Source organism: Ruegeria sp. CDSC052 (assembly GCF_059610685.1).
On the sequence record NZ_JBXWOB010000012.1, the window covers coordinates 50,146 to 66,958 of the forward strand.

At 57.8% G+C, this 16,813-nt stretch carries 15 protein-coding genes; 10 read left to right on the forward strand and 5 right to left on the reverse strand.

The features are described from left to right. Nucleotides 1–89 precede the first annotated feature (89 nt). The gene (locus AC2FIM_RS16460) at nt 90–2,345 is read left to right on the forward strand and encodes an NADP-dependent malic enzyme (protein ID WP_142637398.1); all 2,256 of its coding nucleotides are present in this window, start codon (nt 90–92) and stop codon (nt 2,343–2,345) included. A gap of 3 nt (nt 2,346–2,348) precedes the next feature. Continuing rightward, a complete protein-coding gene (locus tag AC2FIM_RS16465; RefSeq protein ID WP_496732174.1) occupies nt 2,349–3,218 on the forward strand; it encodes a ribokinase in 870 nt (289 codons plus the stop codon). On the opposite strand, the gene msrA is transcribed toward AC2FIM_RS16465, so the two are convergent. The 3 genes from msrA to AC2FIM_RS16480 all read right to left on the reverse strand — a co-directional run bounded on the left by msrA (nt 3,215) and on the right by AC2FIM_RS16480 (nt 5,638). After that, entirely contained in the window at nt 3,215–3,886 is a 672-nt protein-coding gene (gene msrA, locus AC2FIM_RS16470; RefSeq protein ID WP_496678658.1) for a peptide-methionine (S)-S-oxide reductase MsrA, read from the reverse strand. The genes AC2FIM_RS16465 and msrA overlap by 4 nt on opposite strands. A gap of 96 nt (nt 3,887–3,982) precedes the next feature. Then, nucleotides 3,983–4,264 (reverse strand): SCP2 sterol-binding domain-containing protein, encoded by a 282-nt coding sequence (locus tag AC2FIM_RS16475; RefSeq protein WP_271950602.1) that lies wholly within the window; start codon nt 4,262–4,264, stop codon nt 3,983–3,985. Between the two features lie 147 nt (nt 4,265–4,411). Next, complete coding sequence (locus tag AC2FIM_RS16480) at nt 4,412–5,638, reverse strand: argininosuccinate synthase (protein WP_142637390.1); 1,227 nt, start codon at nt 5,636–5,638, stop codon at nt 4,412–4,414. Between the two features lie 141 nt (nt 5,639–5,779). On the opposite strand from AC2FIM_RS16480, the gene AC2FIM_RS16485 reads away from it, so the two are divergent. Together AC2FIM_RS16485 and ilvA are read left to right on the forward strand one after the other, a co-directional pair. Further along, nucleotides 5,780–6,541 (forward strand): hypothetical protein, encoded by a 762-nt coding sequence (locus AC2FIM_RS16485; RefSeq protein ID WP_282022153.1) that lies wholly within the window; start codon nt 5,780–5,782, stop codon nt 6,539–6,541. Nucleotides 6,542–6,598: 57 nt separating this feature from the next. Then, entirely contained in the window at nt 6,599–7,825 is a 1,227-nt protein-coding gene (gene ilvA, locus AC2FIM_RS16490; RefSeq protein ID WP_142637386.1) for a threonine ammonia-lyase IlvA, read from the forward strand. A 125-nt stretch (nt 7,826–7,950) separates the two neighbouring features. Here the strand turns inward: ilvA and AC2FIM_RS16495 are convergent, their stop codons facing one another. Further along, complete coding sequence (locus AC2FIM_RS16495) at nt 7,951–8,280, reverse strand: Hpt domain-containing protein (RefSeq protein ID WP_496678663.1); 330 nt, start codon at nt 8,278–8,280, stop codon at nt 7,951–7,953. A 150-nt stretch (nt 8,281–8,430) separates the two neighbouring features. Between AC2FIM_RS16495 and AC2FIM_RS16500 the strand changes: the two genes are divergently transcribed. Continuing rightward, nucleotides 8,431–9,702: a PP2C family protein-serine/threonine phosphatase gene (locus tag AC2FIM_RS16500; protein WP_496678665.1), complete on the forward strand. Its 1,272-nt coding sequence runs from the start codon at nt 8,431–8,433 to the stop codon at nt 9,700–9,702. Here AC2FIM_RS16500 and AC2FIM_RS16505 read toward each other — a convergent pair. Beyond that, on the reverse strand, nt 9,699–10,142 hold the full coding sequence (locus tag AC2FIM_RS16505; protein ID WP_271950593.1) for an NUDIX hydrolase: 444 nt from the start codon (nt 10,140–10,142) through the stop codon (nt 9,699–9,701). The two genes, AC2FIM_RS16500 and AC2FIM_RS16505, sit on opposite strands and share 4 nt — an antisense overlap. Nucleotides 10,143–10,218: 76 nt before the next feature. Here AC2FIM_RS16505 and hslO point away from each other — a divergent pair, with 76 nt between their 5' ends. The 5 genes from hslO to AC2FIM_RS16530 all read left to right on the forward strand — a co-directional run bounded on the left by hslO (nt 10,219) and on the right by AC2FIM_RS16530 (nt 16,794). Continuing rightward, nucleotides 10,219–11,196, forward strand: a complete 978-nt coding sequence (gene hslO, locus AC2FIM_RS16510; protein ID WP_271950591.1) for an Hsp33 family molecular chaperone HslO — start codon at nt 10,219–10,221, stop codon at nt 11,194–11,196. Further along, nucleotides 11,180–11,785 carry a CoA pyrophosphatase gene (locus tag AC2FIM_RS16515; RefSeq protein WP_142637601.1) on the forward strand — a complete coding sequence of 202 codons (606 nt, stop codon included), beginning with the start codon at nt 11,180–11,182 and terminating at the stop codon, nt 11,783–11,785. Before hslO ends, AC2FIM_RS16515 begins: the two co-directional genes overlap by 17 nt. After that, nucleotides 11,785–12,936 (forward strand): CCA tRNA nucleotidyltransferase, encoded by a 1,152-nt coding sequence (locus AC2FIM_RS16520; RefSeq protein ID WP_416383934.1) that lies wholly within the window; start codon nt 11,785–11,787, stop codon nt 12,934–12,936. Before AC2FIM_RS16515 ends, AC2FIM_RS16520 begins: the two co-directional genes overlap by 1 nt. A gap of 190 nt (nt 12,937–13,126) precedes the next feature. Continuing rightward, on the forward strand, nt 13,127–14,965 hold the full coding sequence (locus AC2FIM_RS16525; RefSeq protein WP_496708261.1) for an ABC transporter ATP-binding protein: 1,839 nt from the start codon (nt 13,127–13,129) through the stop codon (nt 14,963–14,965). Further along, entirely contained in the window at nt 14,962–16,794 is a 1,833-nt protein-coding gene (locus AC2FIM_RS16530; protein ID WP_496708262.1) for an ABC transporter ATP-binding protein, read from the forward strand. The genes AC2FIM_RS16525 and AC2FIM_RS16530 overlap by 4 nt, the downstream gene beginning before the upstream one ends. The last annotated feature ends 19 nt before the right edge of the window (nt 16,795–16,813 follow it).

Sequence of the window (16,813 nt, forward strand, 5' to 3'; positions counted from 1 at the left end):
TGCGAAAGGCAAAAGTATTCTCGTTGAGGCGCGCGCGTGCCTGCGCTATGAGGCAGAAGCCCCGTAGTTGCAGAGAAACGACGTATCAAATGCCCAAAGCGAAGATCACCAACGAAGAGGCGCTGGCCTTTCACCTGGACCCAACTCCTGGCAAGTGGGAGGTACAAGCCACCGTTCCCATGACGACGCAGCGCGACCTGTCGCTGGCCTACAGCCCCGGCGTGGCTGTTCCATGTGAAGCAATCGCGGAAAATCCAGAAACGGCCTATGACTATACCAACAAGGGAAATCTGGTCGCCGTGATTTCGAATGGGACGGCGGTTTTGGGTCTTGGTAATCTGGGCGCGCTGGGCTCAAAACCGGTGATGGAGGGCAAGTCAGTCCTGTTCAAGCGTTTCGCTGACGTAAACTCGATCGATATCGAGCTGGACACCGAAGACCCGGATGAGTTCTGCCGCGCCGTGCGACTGATGGGGCCAACCTTTGGCGGCATCAATCTGGAAGACATCAAGGCGCCCGAGTGTTTCATCATCGAACAGCGCCTGAAGGAAGAAATGGATATCCCCGTCTTCCACGATGATCAGCATGGCACGGCGGTGATCTGTGCGGCGGGCCTGCTGAATGCGCTGCGTATCTCGGGCAAGAAGATCGAAGATGTGAAGATTGTTCTGAACGGTGCCGGGGCTGCTGGGATAGCGTGTATCGAACTGCTCAAGTCGATGGGCGCGCGGCATGAGAACTGCATCGTGTGTGACACCAAAGGCGTGATCTATCAGGGCCGGACCGAGGGCATGAACCAGTGGAAATCGGCCCATGCGATCACCACAGATCTGCGTACGCTGGAAGACGCCATGAAAGGCGCAGACGTCTTTCTGGGCGTGTCGGTCAAAGGGGCTGTGACGCAGGATATGGTCGCCAGCATGGCCGATAACCCGGTGATTTTTGCGATGGCAAACCCCGATCCGGAAATTACGCCGGAAGAGGCCCACGAAGTGCGCGTTGATGCCATCGTCGCCACAGGGCGCAGCGATTATCCGAACCAGGTCAACAACGTGTTGGGCTTTCCCTACCTGTTCCGCGGTGCGCTGGATATCCACGCCCGCGCCATCAATGACGAGATGAAAATTGCCTGTGCCCACGCCCTGGCCAACCTCGCGCGCGAAGATGTCCCTGATGAGGTCGCGATGGCCTATGGTAAGTCGCTGACCTTTGGGCGCGATTATATTATCCCGACACCTTTCGATCCGCGCCTGATTCACCGCATTCCGCCCGCCGTTGCGCGGGCCGGGATGGATACCGGCGCGGCGCGGCGCCCGATTATCGACATGGACGCGTATGAGCTGAGCCTGAAATCCCGCATGGATCCGACCGCCAGCATTCTGCGCGGCCTGAACGCGCGGGCCCGTCAGGCGCAAAGCCGAATGATCTTTGCCGAGGGCGACGATCCGCGTGTGCTGCGGGCTGCGGTGATGTATCAACGCTCGGGCTTTGGTAAAGCGCTGGTCGTAGGCCGCCCGGATGACGTCAAGCAAAAGCTGGAAGAGGCCGGGCTGGGCGATGCTGTGCGTGAGCTGGAGGTCGTGAATGCCGCCAACACTGCGCATCTCGATACCTATTCTGATTTTTTGTACGATCGCCTGCAGCGTAAAGGCTTTGATCGAAAGGATATTCATCGACTTGCCGCGCGCGACCGGCATGTGTTTTCATCGCTGATGCTGGCGCATGGGCATGGCGACGGTTTGGTCTCGGGCGCGACGCGTAAATCGGCGCATGTGCTGGATCGGATCAACCATGTGTTTGATGCAGATGCGGCCCGTGGCGCGGCCGGTGTGACGGCGTTGTTGCACAAGGGGCGGATCGTGCTGATCGGCGACACTTTAGTCCATGAATGGCCGGACGAAAACGATCTGGCCAATATCGCCGAGCGCTCAGCAGCCGTTGCCCGCCATATGGGGCTGGAGCCGCGCGTTGCCTTTGTCAGCTTTTCGACGTTTGGCTACCCGGTGTCGGAGCGGGCCGAAAAGATGCACCGCGCTCCTGCCGTTCTGGATCAGCGTGGCGTAGATTTCGAATACGAAGGTGAAATGACGGTGGACGTGGCGCTGAATGTCGACCAGCAGGCAAACTATCCGTTCCAGCGCCTGACCGGGCCGGCGAATATCCTGATTGTCCCGGCACGGCATTCGGCCTCGATCTCGACCAAGTTGATGCAGGAAATGGGTGGGGCCACGGTGATCGGCCCGATCTTATCGGGCATCGACAAGCCGATTCAGATCTGTTCGACCATATCGACGGCCAATGACATTCTGAACATGGCCATTCTGGCCTCCTGCGATATTGGTTAAGCCATGACAATCTGGAATCTAGGCTCGATCAACGCAGACATGATTTATGATGTGCCACACCTGCCGTGCGCGGGTGAGACGCTTTCGGCCAACCGTTTGGATCGGTTTCTGGGCGGCAAGGGCGCGAATATGTCCGTCGCCGGCGCGCGGGCCGGCGCGCGGGTGGCGCATATTGGGGCCATAGGGCCCGACGGGTGCTGGGCGCGTGACAGGCTGACCGAATATGGCGTCGATACCCGGTGGATTGCCGAGGTTTCAGATCCTACCGGGCACGCCATTATCGCCGTAGACGCCGAGGGTGAAAACAATATCATCCTGTTTCAAGGCGCAAATCATGCAATTACGTCAGATCAACTGGGCCAGGCGCTGTCATCGGCGGATCAGGGTGATCTGATTGTGACGCAAAACGAAACCAACTTGCAGGTCGAAGCCGCAAAAATGGGCCGCGAAATGGGGCTGACTGTCTGTTACGCGGCGGCCCCTTTTCAAGCCGATGCAGTGCGGGCGGTTCTTCCGTATCTGGATTTCCTGATCCTAAATGAGGTCGAGGCCGAGCAGCTGCGGCAGGCAACCGGGCAGGGCCTGTCCGAGTTGGGGATAGAGCATGTCATTGTGACCCTCGGATCAAAGGGCGCGCGATATCATCATAAGGAGACGACCTCGGATTTTTTGGCTCACAAGGTTCAGGCGGTGGACACAACTGGTGCGGGCGATACGTTCACAGGTTACGTTCTGGCAGGAATGGATCGTGGCATGCCGATGGAGCAGGCAATATTGCAGGCAAACCGGGCTGCCGCGTTGATGGTGACACGGCACGGTACGGCGGATGTCATTCCTGATCTGAAAGAAGTGCGCGAAGCGCGCTTTGATTAAGACCCGGCAAAGGGCGCGTCACTGCCCCACAGCTGTTTGACGCGGGCGTCGCGACCGCATGCTTTGCGATAGGCCTTATAGGCGTTGCGCTGGCGTTTGGGACCGAACCGCGTAAAGACCAGTTTTTCGCCCTTATAGTAATCCTGATGATAGGCTTCGGCCGGGTAAAACCGGTCCTGTTGCAGGATCGGGGTGACAATCGTTTGACGCAGGACGTTCTGTGCTTTGGATTTTGCAGCCTCGGCTAACGCCTTTTCGCCTGTGTTAGAGACAAATACCGCGGTCCGGTAACTCTCGCCCCGGTCGCAGAACTGGCCGCCCGCATCCGTGGGATCGACCGAGCGGAAAAACAGGCTCAGCAAGGTTTCACGGGAAACACGGTCCGGATCAAAGGTGATCTGAACAGCCTCATAATGGCCGGTGCCGCCTTTGGTTACCTCGCCATAGGTCGGGTCCGCCGTTGCGCCCCCGGTATAGCCCGAGACCGCCTGAACCACGCCCGGCACGGATTCGAAATCGGATTCAACGCACCAGAAACACCCCCCGGCCACGGTCAGCGTCTCGGTTCCGGCAGCCGGTGCAGGCGCGGCGCGCAGCATTGCGACGATGAGGATCAGCGCAAACAGAAGCCAAGGTTTGACAGCGTCAATGTATGTGGTTCGGATCATGGTGGGTCTCCTTCCATGATCAGACTGCCTTGGGAAACCCCCGGGCGCAACGCGCTGACATCTGTTCTCACGCGCTGGTGAGACGAGTTTATCGCCTTAGCCCAGCAACTGCCCCAGTTTCATCGCCACACCCATATTGCCCGAGATCTTGAGCTTGCCCATAGCAATACCGGTCATCGGGTTCAGCTTGCCGGTCAGCAGCTTGCTTAGGTTCTCTTGTGAGATACGAATGGTGCAATCCGTGTCCTGATCCTGCGTCGTCGCCTGATTGTCGGCCAGAACAATCACACCGGCATCACCGCAATCGAATTTCAACGACCCATCGAAGTTTTTGCCATTCAGACCGCTCTGAATACCTTCTGCGATATCCTGCAACATGCCCCATCCTTTCAGTGTTGTGACTTGGGTAAAGACATATCCTGCGGTGGAGCAAGAGTGACCTGACGGGAGGTGGCAAAAATGGGCGCATAAAAAACCCGGCATCCTGAGGGGCTGCCGGGTCTTCAGTTCAATATCTCTGCTGTCTTACTTCGACAGGCGTTTGTCGCGTGCTGCCAGAAGTTTCAAGCGCAGGGCGTTCAGTTGGATGAATCCCGCAGCGTCTTTCTGATCGTAGGCACCAGCATCCTCTTCGAAGGTCACGTGCGCCTCGGAATACAGCGAGTGTTCCGACCAGCGGCCCACGGTCGATGCCAGACCTTTGTACAGCTTCACGCGCACGGTGCCGGTGACATGATCCTGAGATTTGTCGATCGCGGCCTGCAGCATCTCGCGCTCGGGCGAGTACCAGAAGCCGTTATAGATCAGCTCTGCATATTGAGGCATCAGCTGGTCCTTCAGATGCATCGCGCCCCGATCCATGGTGATGGATTCGATGCCACGGTGCGCTTCCAACAGGATTGTGCCGCCCGGTGTTTCATAGATACCGCGGGATTTCATGCCCACGAACCGGCCTTCAACCAGGTCCAGACGGCCAATGCCGTGCTTGCCGCCATATTCGTTCAGCTTGGTCAGGATGGTCGCGGGGCTCATCGCCTCGCCATTGATGCTGACCGCGTCACCTTTTTCGAACCCGATCTCGATGAATTCTGGTTTATTCGGCGCGTCCTCGGGGTGGACCGTGCGCTGATAGACGTAATCGGGCGCCATATCGGCGGGGTCTTCCAGAACCTTGCCCTCGGATGAGGTGTGCAGCAGGTTGGCATCAACCGAGAACGGCGCCTCGCCCCGCTTGTCCTTGGCGATCGGAATCTGGTTCGCCTCGGCAAATTCCAGCAGTTTGGTGCGGCTGGACAAGTCCCACTCGCGCCAGGGGGCGATGACCTTGATATCGGGATTCAGCGCGTAAGCCGCCAGTTCGAACCGTACCTGATCGTTGCCCTTGCCGGTCGCGCCATGCGATACGGCATCCGCTCCGGTCGCCTCGGCAATCTCGACCAGACGTTTCGAGATCAACGGGCGCGCAATCGAGGTGCCCAGCAGGTACAGGCCCTCATACTGCGCATTCGCGCGGAACATCGGAAAGACGAAATCGCGGACGAATTCCTCGCGGATGTCCTCAATATAGATGTTTTCGGGCTTGATCCCCAGCAGCTCGGCCTTCTTGCGGGCGGGCTCCAACTCCTCGCCCTGACCCAGATCGGCGGTGAAGGTTACGACCTCACAACCATACTCGGTCTGCAACCATTTCAGGATGATCGAGGTATCAAGGCCACCGGAATAGGCCAGAACAACTTTCTTGGGCGCGGACATCTGACTTCCCTTTATGCGTAGAACGACTGGCCCCTAGCGGGTTTTGAACGCGGGGGCAAGTTATCTGCGTTGACGCAGGTCGGGATTTGGGGTGAAACAGAAGGAAAGAAAACAAGGATTGGTTGAAGGGATAGATTTCAGATGTTGGGTTGGCAGATTTTTGCACATTCGGTGCGGATGGTTATTGGGAATCTCAAACAGGTTTTGCAGATTACGTTCGGGCCATCTTTGGTTGCGACAGCGGTGATTGTCGCCCTGTTTTTTGTATTGGACGTTCCGCTGGATCAACTCAATACAACCACCGGAGAGTTGCCTGCAGGCGTTTCGAGCGGATCGGCGATTGGCTTCCTGGTGGGCTTTATGGTCGTGATATTTGTGACGATGTTCTGGATTGTGGTGTCGTGGCACCGCTTTGTCCTGCTTGAGGAATATCCAAGAGGTATATTCCCAACCTTCCGGTTCGATAGAATTCTGGCCTATTTCGGGCGGGTTCTTCTGTTGGGTATCCTGATGGCCATCGCGTTCCTGCCGGCAGGCGCGGTACTTTCAGCGCTGGGCGGTGGAGCATTGTCAGTTGTGTTTGTCATTGTCCTTGTCGTCTTCCTCATCATCGGCTTCTACCGTTTGTCCATAATCCTGCCCGCAGCAGCGATTGGGCAACCGTTGACACTTGGGCAAGCTTGGAACAACACCGCCGGTGCGGGTGGTGCGATCATCGTTCTTTTGCTTGTAAGCTTTGTGTTCCAGGTCGTGGTCCAGTTGGTCTTTACAGCGCTCGCTTTCATCCCGGTTCTGGGTGTTTTACTCTCACTGTTCTTTGGGGTTCTGGTTTTGCCGCTGATCAATGTCAGTATCTTGACCACCATGTACGGCGTGTTCGTTGAAAAGCGCCAGCTGACCTGAACTCGTACACATATGTATTCCTTGCTCTTTCAGCGATGATGGGGCAGGGAAACCGGCATGAGTGATTTCATGACCCGCGCCCGCGCTGCCGAACAGGCGATGCGCTCTGTGTTTCCGGTGACGCCTCTGCAGCGCAATGCCCATCTGTCTGATCGTTTCGGGGCCGATATCTGGCTGAAACGTGAGGACCTCAGCCCGGTGCGGTCCTACAAGATCCGCGGTGCGTTCAACGCCATGCGCAAACAGCAGGGGCAGAACCTGTTTGTCTGCGCCAGCGCGGGAAATCATGCGCAGGGCGTGGCCTTTATGTGCAAGCACATGGATGTGAAGGGTGTGATCTTCATGCCCGTGACGACGCCGCAGCAGAAAATCCAGAAAACTCGTATCTTCGGCGGCGACAATATCGAGATTCATCTGACCGGCGACTATTTCGATGACACATTGGCCGCCGCTCAGGCGTGGTGCACCGAACAGGGCGGCCATTTTCTGTCGCCCTTTGACGATGTTGATGTGATCGAGGGGCAAGCCTCGCTTGCGGTTGAGATCGAAGCGCAGTTGGGTGGGTTGCCGGACCACATCCTTTTGCCAGTAGGCGGTGGCGGCATGTCTGCGGGCGTGGCTACGTGGTTTGGCGATCGGACCCATTGCCTGTTTGTGGAACCCAAAGGCGGTGCCTGTCTGCACGCGGCAATGGCAGCAGGACATCCGGTGGCATTGGATCAGGTGGACAATTTCGTTGACGGTGCTGCGGTTGGTCGGATCGGTGAAAAACCGTTCGAATTGCTGAAATCCCGTCATCTGTCGGACGCTCTGGTCCTGTCCGAAGACCGCATCTGCACAACCATGATTGAGATGCTGAATGTCGAAGGCATCGTTCTGGAACCCGCTGGGGCCCTCGCGATTGAGGCGCTGAGCGATATTCAGAGTTTTATCCGAGGGAAAACCGTTGTCTGCGTAACCTCTGGTGGCAACTTCGATTTCGAACGTCTGCCCGAGGTCAAGGAACGTGCGCAGCGCTATCTGGGGGTGAAGAAATACTTCATCCTGCGCTTGCCACAGCGCCCTGGCGCATTGAAAGAGTTCCTCAACATCCTTGGCCCCGAGGATGACATTGCGCGGTTTGAATACATGAAGAAATCGGCACGTAACTTCGGCTCGGTTCTGATTGGTATCGAAACCCGCAAGCCCGAAAACTTTGCCCGTCTGTTCGCGCATCTGGATGAAGCCGGGTTCACTTTTACGGATATCACCGAGGACGAGACCCTCGCCCAGTTTGTGATCTGAGCAAATGACCAGACTGCAACGTTGTCCGTCGCGGCGATGGATCAACTGCGCCTGAAACAGACAATATACAGGGCCGGGTTGTCACCCATCGCTAGTGTACCTGCTTGCTGCCTGTACGGCGCCGCTCAGAGCTCGTTCAATCCTGCCTGAAACTCCGTTGCTGAGGTCCCGAATGTGCCGACTATTTCGGCGATATCGACGGTTGCGGCCTGACCCTGTGCCGAATGGCGCTCACCATCCTGGCAGAGCCTGGCCAATGTCCTGAATCCCAGACTAAGCGCGCTGCCCTTCAAGGAGTGTAGATGCTGTTCGAAGTCAGACCGATCATCATCGACCTGCAAATGCTCCAGGCCTTGTTGCACCTCATCGAGAAAGATTTCCACTACCTCGTCAAATTCGTCGGCGCCGACCTCGTCCCGCAGCTGTCTGACCCTGGACCAGTCGATCATGGCCATCCTTTCCTTAAAGATAACGACCCGATTATCACTACAGGCCGTTGGTAAATCCGTGGTTAAGATGGATGCGTTTACGACCTTCACAGGATGTTAAACAGCCGTGCGCTAGGGTCGTCCCGTTCCGCATTATGTGGCAGAGCTGAGGGTCAGGTGGCAGAGGTCAGTCAGGCAGAAACAAAGGCAGAGCTGGATTTTGGTGCGATTCGCAAGGTGCTGGTCGTTGATGACAGTCGTCTGCAACGTCGCATCCTTGTGGCCTCGCTGAAGAAATGGGGCTTTGAGGTGCTCGAGGCCGATAGCGGAGAGGCCGCCATCGAAATCTGTGCTGCCATGTCCCCCGATCTGGTCCTGAGCGACTGGGTCATGCCGGGGATGAGCGGGCTGGAATTCTGTCAGGCATTTCGGGCGCTGGAGAATGACGAATACAGCTATTTCATCCTTCTGACTTCAAAAAGCGAAAAGCAGGAGGTTGCGCGCGGACTGGATGCCGGGGCGGATGATTTTCTGATCAAACCTCTTGAGGGCGATGAATTGCGGGCGCGCATATCTGCGGGCGCGCGGATATTGGATATGCAGCGTGAGCTGTCTGATAAGAACCGTATGATCGAGACCGCGCTCGAAGAACTGAAAGTAGTCCATGATGCGATCGACAAGGACCTGATTCAGGCGCGTAAAATACAGGAATCTCTGGTCCCCGAACTCACGCGTGATTTCGGTAGGTCGCGTATCAGCATGTTGCTAAAACCTTGTGGGCATATCGGTGGCGATCTGGTGGGAATGTTTTCACCAGGGGTCAACCGTGTGGGGTTTTACAGCATCGATGTGTCCGGCCACGGCATCACCTCGGCGATGATGACAGCACGGCTGGGCGGGTATCTGTCCAGCAAACATTTCGATCAGAACGTGGCGATGGAAAAGCGGTTCGATAAATTTTACGCATTGCTACCACCTGATCAGGTGGCAGAGATGCTCAATTCCCGCCTTATGGCCGATGCTGGCGTCGAAGAGTATTTTACCATGGTCTATGCCATTATCGACCTGCGAAACGGACATCTCAAGATGGTGCAGGCAGGGCATCCGCATCCGCTGTTGTTGCGACAGGATGGTGGGGCCGAGTATCTGGGGCAAGGTGGCCTGCCCATCGGACTGTTGCCGGATGTCACGTTTCAGCGAACCGATACCTACATGAAGCCCGGTGACAAGCTGTTGCTATATTCAGACGGGTTCACGGAATGCCGGATGGCGGATGGATCCCTGCTGGAAGAAGAGGGGCTGTGCAGAATGGTGACGGATTGTGCCATCGATCTCAGCGGGCCCGAATTTCTGGACGATATGTTCTGGCGGCTGACACAGGCCATGGATCCGGACCAGGGTATGGATGATGACGTATCTGCGGTTTTCTTTGAATACAGCGGGCCTTAAAGCCCCATCAGGTGTCCCGAAGCGAAATGTCGGTCGCCGCTATTGCCCAGCATCTGCGCGGCATCCGCACTGTCCAGCCAAAGGGCTTCGTGGAATGGCTCGGAAGGTGGACCTATGCGGCGCACAGGGCGGGCTCGATATATCAAACAGACCTTTTCGGCCCACAGGTCATATTCGGGCATGTATGTGAAACGGCGAAAGGCGCCGACCCGCCGCGGGCTGGCAATCAACCAGCCGGTTTCTTCAAAGACTTCGCGATGCAGGGCGGTGATGGGCGATTCGCCCGGGTCAATACCGCCACCCGGCAACTGCAGATCAGGGCCGGGCTCGGTCTGGCAGGTCAGCAACAGATGTCGTCCTCGAGGCAACAATGCGTATACACCCACACGTCGTGTGTATTTGCGCCCCGCTTGTGGGGTTTCACCGAACCGTCTGATCATGTATGGCCCCTTATAACCCGAAATCTTCGACCTATATGCTGGCGGTATGCCAATCTGTGGCGTTTAAGGAAACCCCATGTCTCTTGGAACAAAAATCGCGTGGGACGATACCGTCCTGCCCTTTCAACTTGATATACCGGATATGCGCGGACGTGTGGCGCGGCTGGACGGAGTGCTGGACGGCATTCTGAAACAGCACGACTATCCCGAAAAGGTCGAGGCTTTGGTGGCCGAGATGGCCTTGCTGACCGCTCTGATCGGCCAGACTGTCTCGCTGCGCTGGAAGCTGTCGCTTCAGGTTCAGTCCAAAGGCGCCGTTCGGATGATCGCAACCGATTACTACGCTCCGCAGGCCGAGGGCGAACCGGCCCGCATCCGCGCCTATGCCAGTTTTGACCCGGACCGCCTGACCGATTCCACACCGTTTGATCAGGTGGGTGAAGGCTATTTCGCCATCATGATTGACCAGGGCGAGGGCACGCAGCCTTACCAGGGGATCACACCGCTGGCTGGCGGCTCTCTCAGCGCATGCGCTGAGGCGTATTTCGCACAGTCCGAACAGTTGCCGACGCGGTTTTCACTGAGTTTCGGCAAATCAACTGAACCTGGCGTCGGTGAGCACTGGCGCGCAGGCGGCATCATGCTGCAGCACATGCCCAAAGCGTCACCATTTGTAGCCAATGCAGAGGGTGACGGTCAGATTCTGTCGGCGGATGATCTGGTTGACGGTGAAGAAGGTGAAAATTGGGGGCGCGTCAACATCCTTCTGGATACTGTTGATGACCTTGAACTGATCGGCCCTTCGATTGCGCCAACCGACCTGTTGATCCGGCTGTTTCATGAGGAACAGCCACGGGTTTATGATGCGCAATCGGTTCAGTTCGGCTGCACCTGCTCGGAAGAGCGCGTGCGCCAAAGCCTGTCGATCTATTCGGCGCGCGACATCGAAAAGATGACAACCCCCGAGGGCCAGGTCACCGCCGATTGTCAGTTCTGTGGTGCCCATTACGTATTGGACCCCGTCACCGTTGGCTTCGATGCCGGTGAGGCCTGATCCAACAGAACTGCTGCGGGCGGCCTTGAGCCACCCCGGCAACGGGTCCAGTGATTTCGATCTGAACCCTGATGCGGTTTTGCCAGCGGGGCGCAAGCTGCGTCCAGCCGGGGTTCTGGTTCCGATTCTTGTGACGAATGAGGCCCCGCGCCTGCTTTTGACCAAGCGCTCATCGGCGCTGAAACACCATCCCGGCCAGATCGCCTTTCCCGGCGGAAAACAGGATGAGACTGATCCGGATGTAACCGCAACCGCCCTGCGGGAAGCACAGGAAGAGATTGGCCTTTCCTCGGATATGCCTGAAATTCTCGGGCATTTGCCTACCCATGAAACCGTGACGTCTTTTGTCGTAACCCCGGTTGTCGCGATCCTACGAGACGGGTTCGACCCAATTCCTGAGCCGGGTGAAGTTGACGAAGTTTTTTCAGTCCCACTTGCGCATGTTCTAAACCCTGCGAATTATATCGTTGAGTCGCGTCGCTGGCGGGGTCAGCGGCGGTATTATTTCACCGTGCCCTATGGCCCTTATTACATCTGGGGGGCTACGGCCCGGATGTTGCGGGGCTTGGCTGCGCGGGTGAGTGAATGATGAAGCTATCAGAAAGCTGGGTTACAAATCCGGCAACCCAGACAGTCTGCGCCGTTTTGATCGATGCCGGTTTTCAGGCGCTTTTCGTCGGCGGTTGCGTCCGCAACGCGCTTTTGGGGGCGCCGGTCTCGGATCTGGATATTGCCACGGACGCTCCGCCCCAGCAGGTGCTGGATTTGATGCGGGCGGCGGGGTTGAAGGCCATTCCGACTGGGATCGAGCATGGCACGATAACCGTTGTCAGCCAAAGCATCCCGCATGAGATCACGACCTTCCGGCGAGATGTCGAAACCGATGGCCGCCGGGCTGTTGTGGCGTTCTCGGACAATGTTGATGAAGATGCCAGCCGGCGCGATTTCACCATGAACGCGCTGTATGCCCGCCCGGATGGGACGCTTTTGGACCCGCTGAATGGACTGCCCGATCTAAAGGCCCGAAAGGTCCGGTTCATAGGCAACGCCCAGCACCGCATCCGCGAAGACTATCTGCGGTCTCTGCGCTATTTTCGGTTTCACGCCTGGTATGGGGATGTCGAAGCCGGGTTTGATCCCGAAGCTCTGTCGGCCATTTCAACCAATCTGGACGGATTGGCAGGCCTGTCGCGCGAACGGGTTGGGGCCGAGTTTATGAAATTGCTGACCGCGCCTGACCCTGCGCCTTCGGTCGCTGCCATGCGCAGCACGGGCGTTCTGGCACAGATATTGCCGGGGGTTGAGGATCGATCACTTGCCCCGCTGATCGCCTTGGAACAGCAGGCTGGGGCAAAGCCCGAGCCGGTCCGGCGACTTTCCTCCATCGCCACGCCTGAGATTGCCCAGACCCTGCGTCTGAGCAAGGCCCAGATCCAACGCCTGACACGGATGCGGGATGAGGCCGCGGGAACCGCGGGCACTGCCGAGCTTGGGTTCCGTTATGGTGAAGAGGACGGCCTGCACGAAGTTCTCCTGCGTTGTGCTTTGTTGGAACAGCCCTGGTCCGAGGATAAGCGGCAAGCGCTCCGGGACGGGGCGGCAGCGGATTTTCCCGTGCGGGCCGCTGACCTGATCCCTGACTTTACCGGCCCGGCGCTGGGCAAGAAACTGGCCGAGCTTGAGGCGCGCTGGATCGCCTCGGGTTTCACCCTGACGCGCACCGAGTTGCTGGTCGAGTAAATTGAAGTCTCAAAAAGGGATGACAAGCCGGATCGTTTGTGTTTTCTTGCGCCTGTTACATGAATGGAGGGATGCGAATGTATTACGGGATCTGGTTCGGCTAAAGCCATAACACTTGACCCGTAGGGGTGGTGTTCTGGCGCCATCTTTTTTCGCATGACTTGTTATCTGCTCAATCGGAGCACTCTCTATGTTTCGCTATTTCGAAAATCTCGTCGACCCTTTTGTCGACTACGAAGAAACCGACACGCCGCCGACACGGCTGTGGCCCTTTATGTTGAACTATTCCCGCCCTTTTATGCGGGTGTTCTTCTGGGCCGGATTGATTTCGGTCGTGGTGGCCGCGGTTGAGGTCGGTCTGATCTATTATATGGGTCGCGTTGTTGACTTGCTGTCCGCCCCGCCGGACGAAGTTTGGCAGACCCATAGTACGGAACTGATCCTGGTGGCGCTTTTTGTGCTGCTGCTGCGACCCATGCTGCATGTCGTTGACGTGCTGTTGCTGAACAACACGATCCTGCCGAATTTTGGCACTTTGATCCGTTGGCGCGCGCATAAGCACGTGTTGCGGCAATCGGTGGGCTGGTTCGAGAATGATTTTGCAGGCCGCATTGCCAACCGGATCATGCAGACGCCGCCCGCTGCGGGTGAGGCCGTGTTTCAGGTGTTTGATGCGATTTCCTTCTCGCTGGCATACCTGATCGGCGCAGCCATTTTGTTGATGACGGCTGATGCCCGGCTGCTGTTGCCGTTGTTGATCTGGCTCGTGCTGTATGGGTTTCTGGTGCATTGGACGGTGCAGCGGGTGGGGCCGGCTTCGAAGGCGGCCTCAGACGCGCGCTCGGCCGTAACGGGCCGGGTTGTGGACAGCTATACCAATATCCATTCCGTAAAGATGTTTGCCCATGGGGCACAGGAACTGGATTATGCGCGCGAAGCGATCGAGGAAACCCGCCGTACCTTTCAGGCTGAGATGCGGATTTTCACCATCATGGATGCGGTTCTGGTTGCATTGAACGGGTTGCTGATCGTTGGTGTGGTTGGCTGGGCGATTGCTCTGTGGATGCAGGGCAGTGCTACGGTCGGTGTGGTCGCGGCGGCCACAGCCCTGACCCTGCGCCTGAACGCGATGACCGGATGGATCATGTGGGCGCTGACCAGTTTTTTCCGCCAGCTTGGTGTCGTTGCCGAAGGCATGGAGACGATCGCTCAACCGATCGACCTGTTGGATGCGCCGCAGGCCAAGCCCCTGCATCTGTCCAATGGCAAGATCGAGATTCGTAACCTGTCGCATCATTACGGTCGCAAGACCGGCGGGCTGGATCATATCAACCTGACCATCGAGCCGGGCGAAAAGATCGGTCTGATCGGACGGTCGGGGGCTGGGAAATCGACCCTAGTTAAGCTCCTACTTCGGTTCTACGATGTGGAGCAGGGGGCCATTTTGATCGACGATCAGGACATTGCTCGGGTCACTCAGGACAGCTTGCGCATCCATATCGGTATGGTGCAACAGGACAGCGCGTTGCTGCACCGCTCGGTGCGCGACAATATCCTCTATGGCCGCCCCGAGGCTTCCGAAGAGCAGATGATTGCCGCGGCCAAACAGGCCGAGGCGCATGAGTTCATCCTTGACCTGCAGGACCCGAAGGGGCGTACCGGCTATGATGCGCATGTGGGCGAGCGGGGCGTGAAGTTGTCAGGTGGTCAGCGGCAGCGGGTGACGCTGGCGCGGGTGATCCTGAAGGACGCGCCGATCCTGTTGCTGGATGAGGCGACCTCCGCGCTGGATTCCGAGGTTGAAGCGTCCATTCAGGAAACGCTCTATGGCATGATGCAGGGCAAATCCGTGATCGCGATTGCCCACCGCCTCAGCACCATTGCCCAAATGGATCGCATCCTGGTGATGGATGGCGGCCGGATCGTCGAGCAGGGCACCCATTCCGAATTGCTGTCACAGGGCGGGCTTTACGCCCAGTTCTGGGCACGGCAATCTGGGGGCTTCCTGAACACGGAGGCAGCTGAGTGAAACTTGCCGATCTCATAGATCCGTTCAAACCCACCGAAACGCCCCCGCCGCAAAGGCTGGGGGCGTTCATTCGCTGGTGCCTGTCCGGAGCTTGGCCGATGATCCTTGTCGCCTCCGTGTTTTCGGCCTCGGCCGGGGCGATGGAGGCCGGAACCGCCTGGATGCTGGGTCTGGTGATCGACATGGCAAACGAAAGCGGGCCGGATGGGGTTCTGACGGCGGGCAATCTTTGGATAATTGGAGGGGTCGCCGCATTTTTCATGCTGCTGCGACCGGCGCTGTTTGGTCTTTCGGCCTTTTCCAACAACTATATTGTCATGCCCAATATCCCGCCCCTGGTTCTGGCCAAGCTGAACCGGTGGACTTTGGGTCAGTCTGTGACCTATTTCGACGACGATTTTGCCGGGCGGATCGCTCAGAAACAGATGCAAACTTCGAACGCGATGGCCTCGGTCGTGTCCGAGACGATAAGCGCAATGGTTTTTGCGCTGGCGTCTCTGGCAGGGACTTTGCTTTTGTTAGGGTCTATTCATCTGCTGGTCATGCTGCCCTTCGCCGCCTGGTTGGCGGTGTATTTCCTGCTGATCCGCTGGTATTTGCCACGCATCCGGGCACGCTCAGCGGCGCGGGCCGGGGCGCGGGCGATGGTGTCGGGGCAGGTGGTCGACACGATCACCAATATCAAAACCGTCAAGCTGTTCGCACATTCCGAGTTCGAGGATCAGGCGGCCCGAAACTCGATGGTCGATCTGCGCGAAAAGATGCTGGCCTTTGGCAAGCTCTCCGCCAGTTTTAGGTTCATACTGATGGTTCTGGCTGGGGTGTTGCCCGTGCTGTTGCTGGGGGTGACCTTGCTGCTGTGGCGGTCCGGGATGGCCAGCGCTGGTGATATCGTTGCGGCGGGCGCGATGTCCGTGCGAATTTCGCAGATGACAGGCTGGGTCAGTTTCACGCTGATGGGGCTTTATGCCAATGTTGGTGAGATCGAGAATGGCATGAAGACGCTTGCCAAGCGTGACCGGGTCGAGGATGCGGCAGGGGCAGCTAGGCTGAGCGTGCCAGAAGGTCAGATCGAGTTTAACCATGTCAGCTTTGCTTATGGCGGTGACATCGGCGGCGTGACCGACGTGCACATGACCGTACATCCTGGCGAAAAGCTGGGTATCGTCGGGGCATCGGGTGCGGGGAAATCTACGCTCGTTTCGCTTCTACTCAGGCTCTATGAAGGGGAAAACGGCGCAATTCGGATTGATGGGCAGGATGTGTCACAGGTGACGCAGGACAGTCTGCGCAGTCAAATCGGAATGGTCACGCAGGAAACTGCGATGTTCAACCGCTCGGCGCGCGAGAATATCCTATATGGCCGCCCTGATGCCTTGGAAGACGATATGATCGCCGCGGCGCAAAAGGCCGAGGCGCATGAATTTATCCTTGGCCTGCGGGATGCCCATGGTCGCAAGGGCTATGATGCGCATCTGGGCGAGCGCGGCGTCAAACTGAGCGGCGGTCAGCGGCAGCGGATTGCGCTTGCACGCGCCATCCTGAAAAACGCGCCGATTCTGGTGCTGGATGAGGCGACCTCGGCCTTGGATTCCGAGGTCGAAGCCTCGATCCAGACCGCGTTGCATCGGGTGATGCAGGGCAAAACGGTATTGGCGATTGCACATCGGCTGTCGACGCTAAGCGAGATGGACCGGATTGTCGTTCTGGATCAAGGGCAGATCGTTGAAATGGGAAGCCATGACGACTTGCTGGAGCAGGGCGGGCTTTATGCCCGGTTCTGGGATCGCCAATCGGGCGGGTTTATTCAGGCCGCCGCCGCCGAATAAGGGTTTTGTTGTGGGTAAA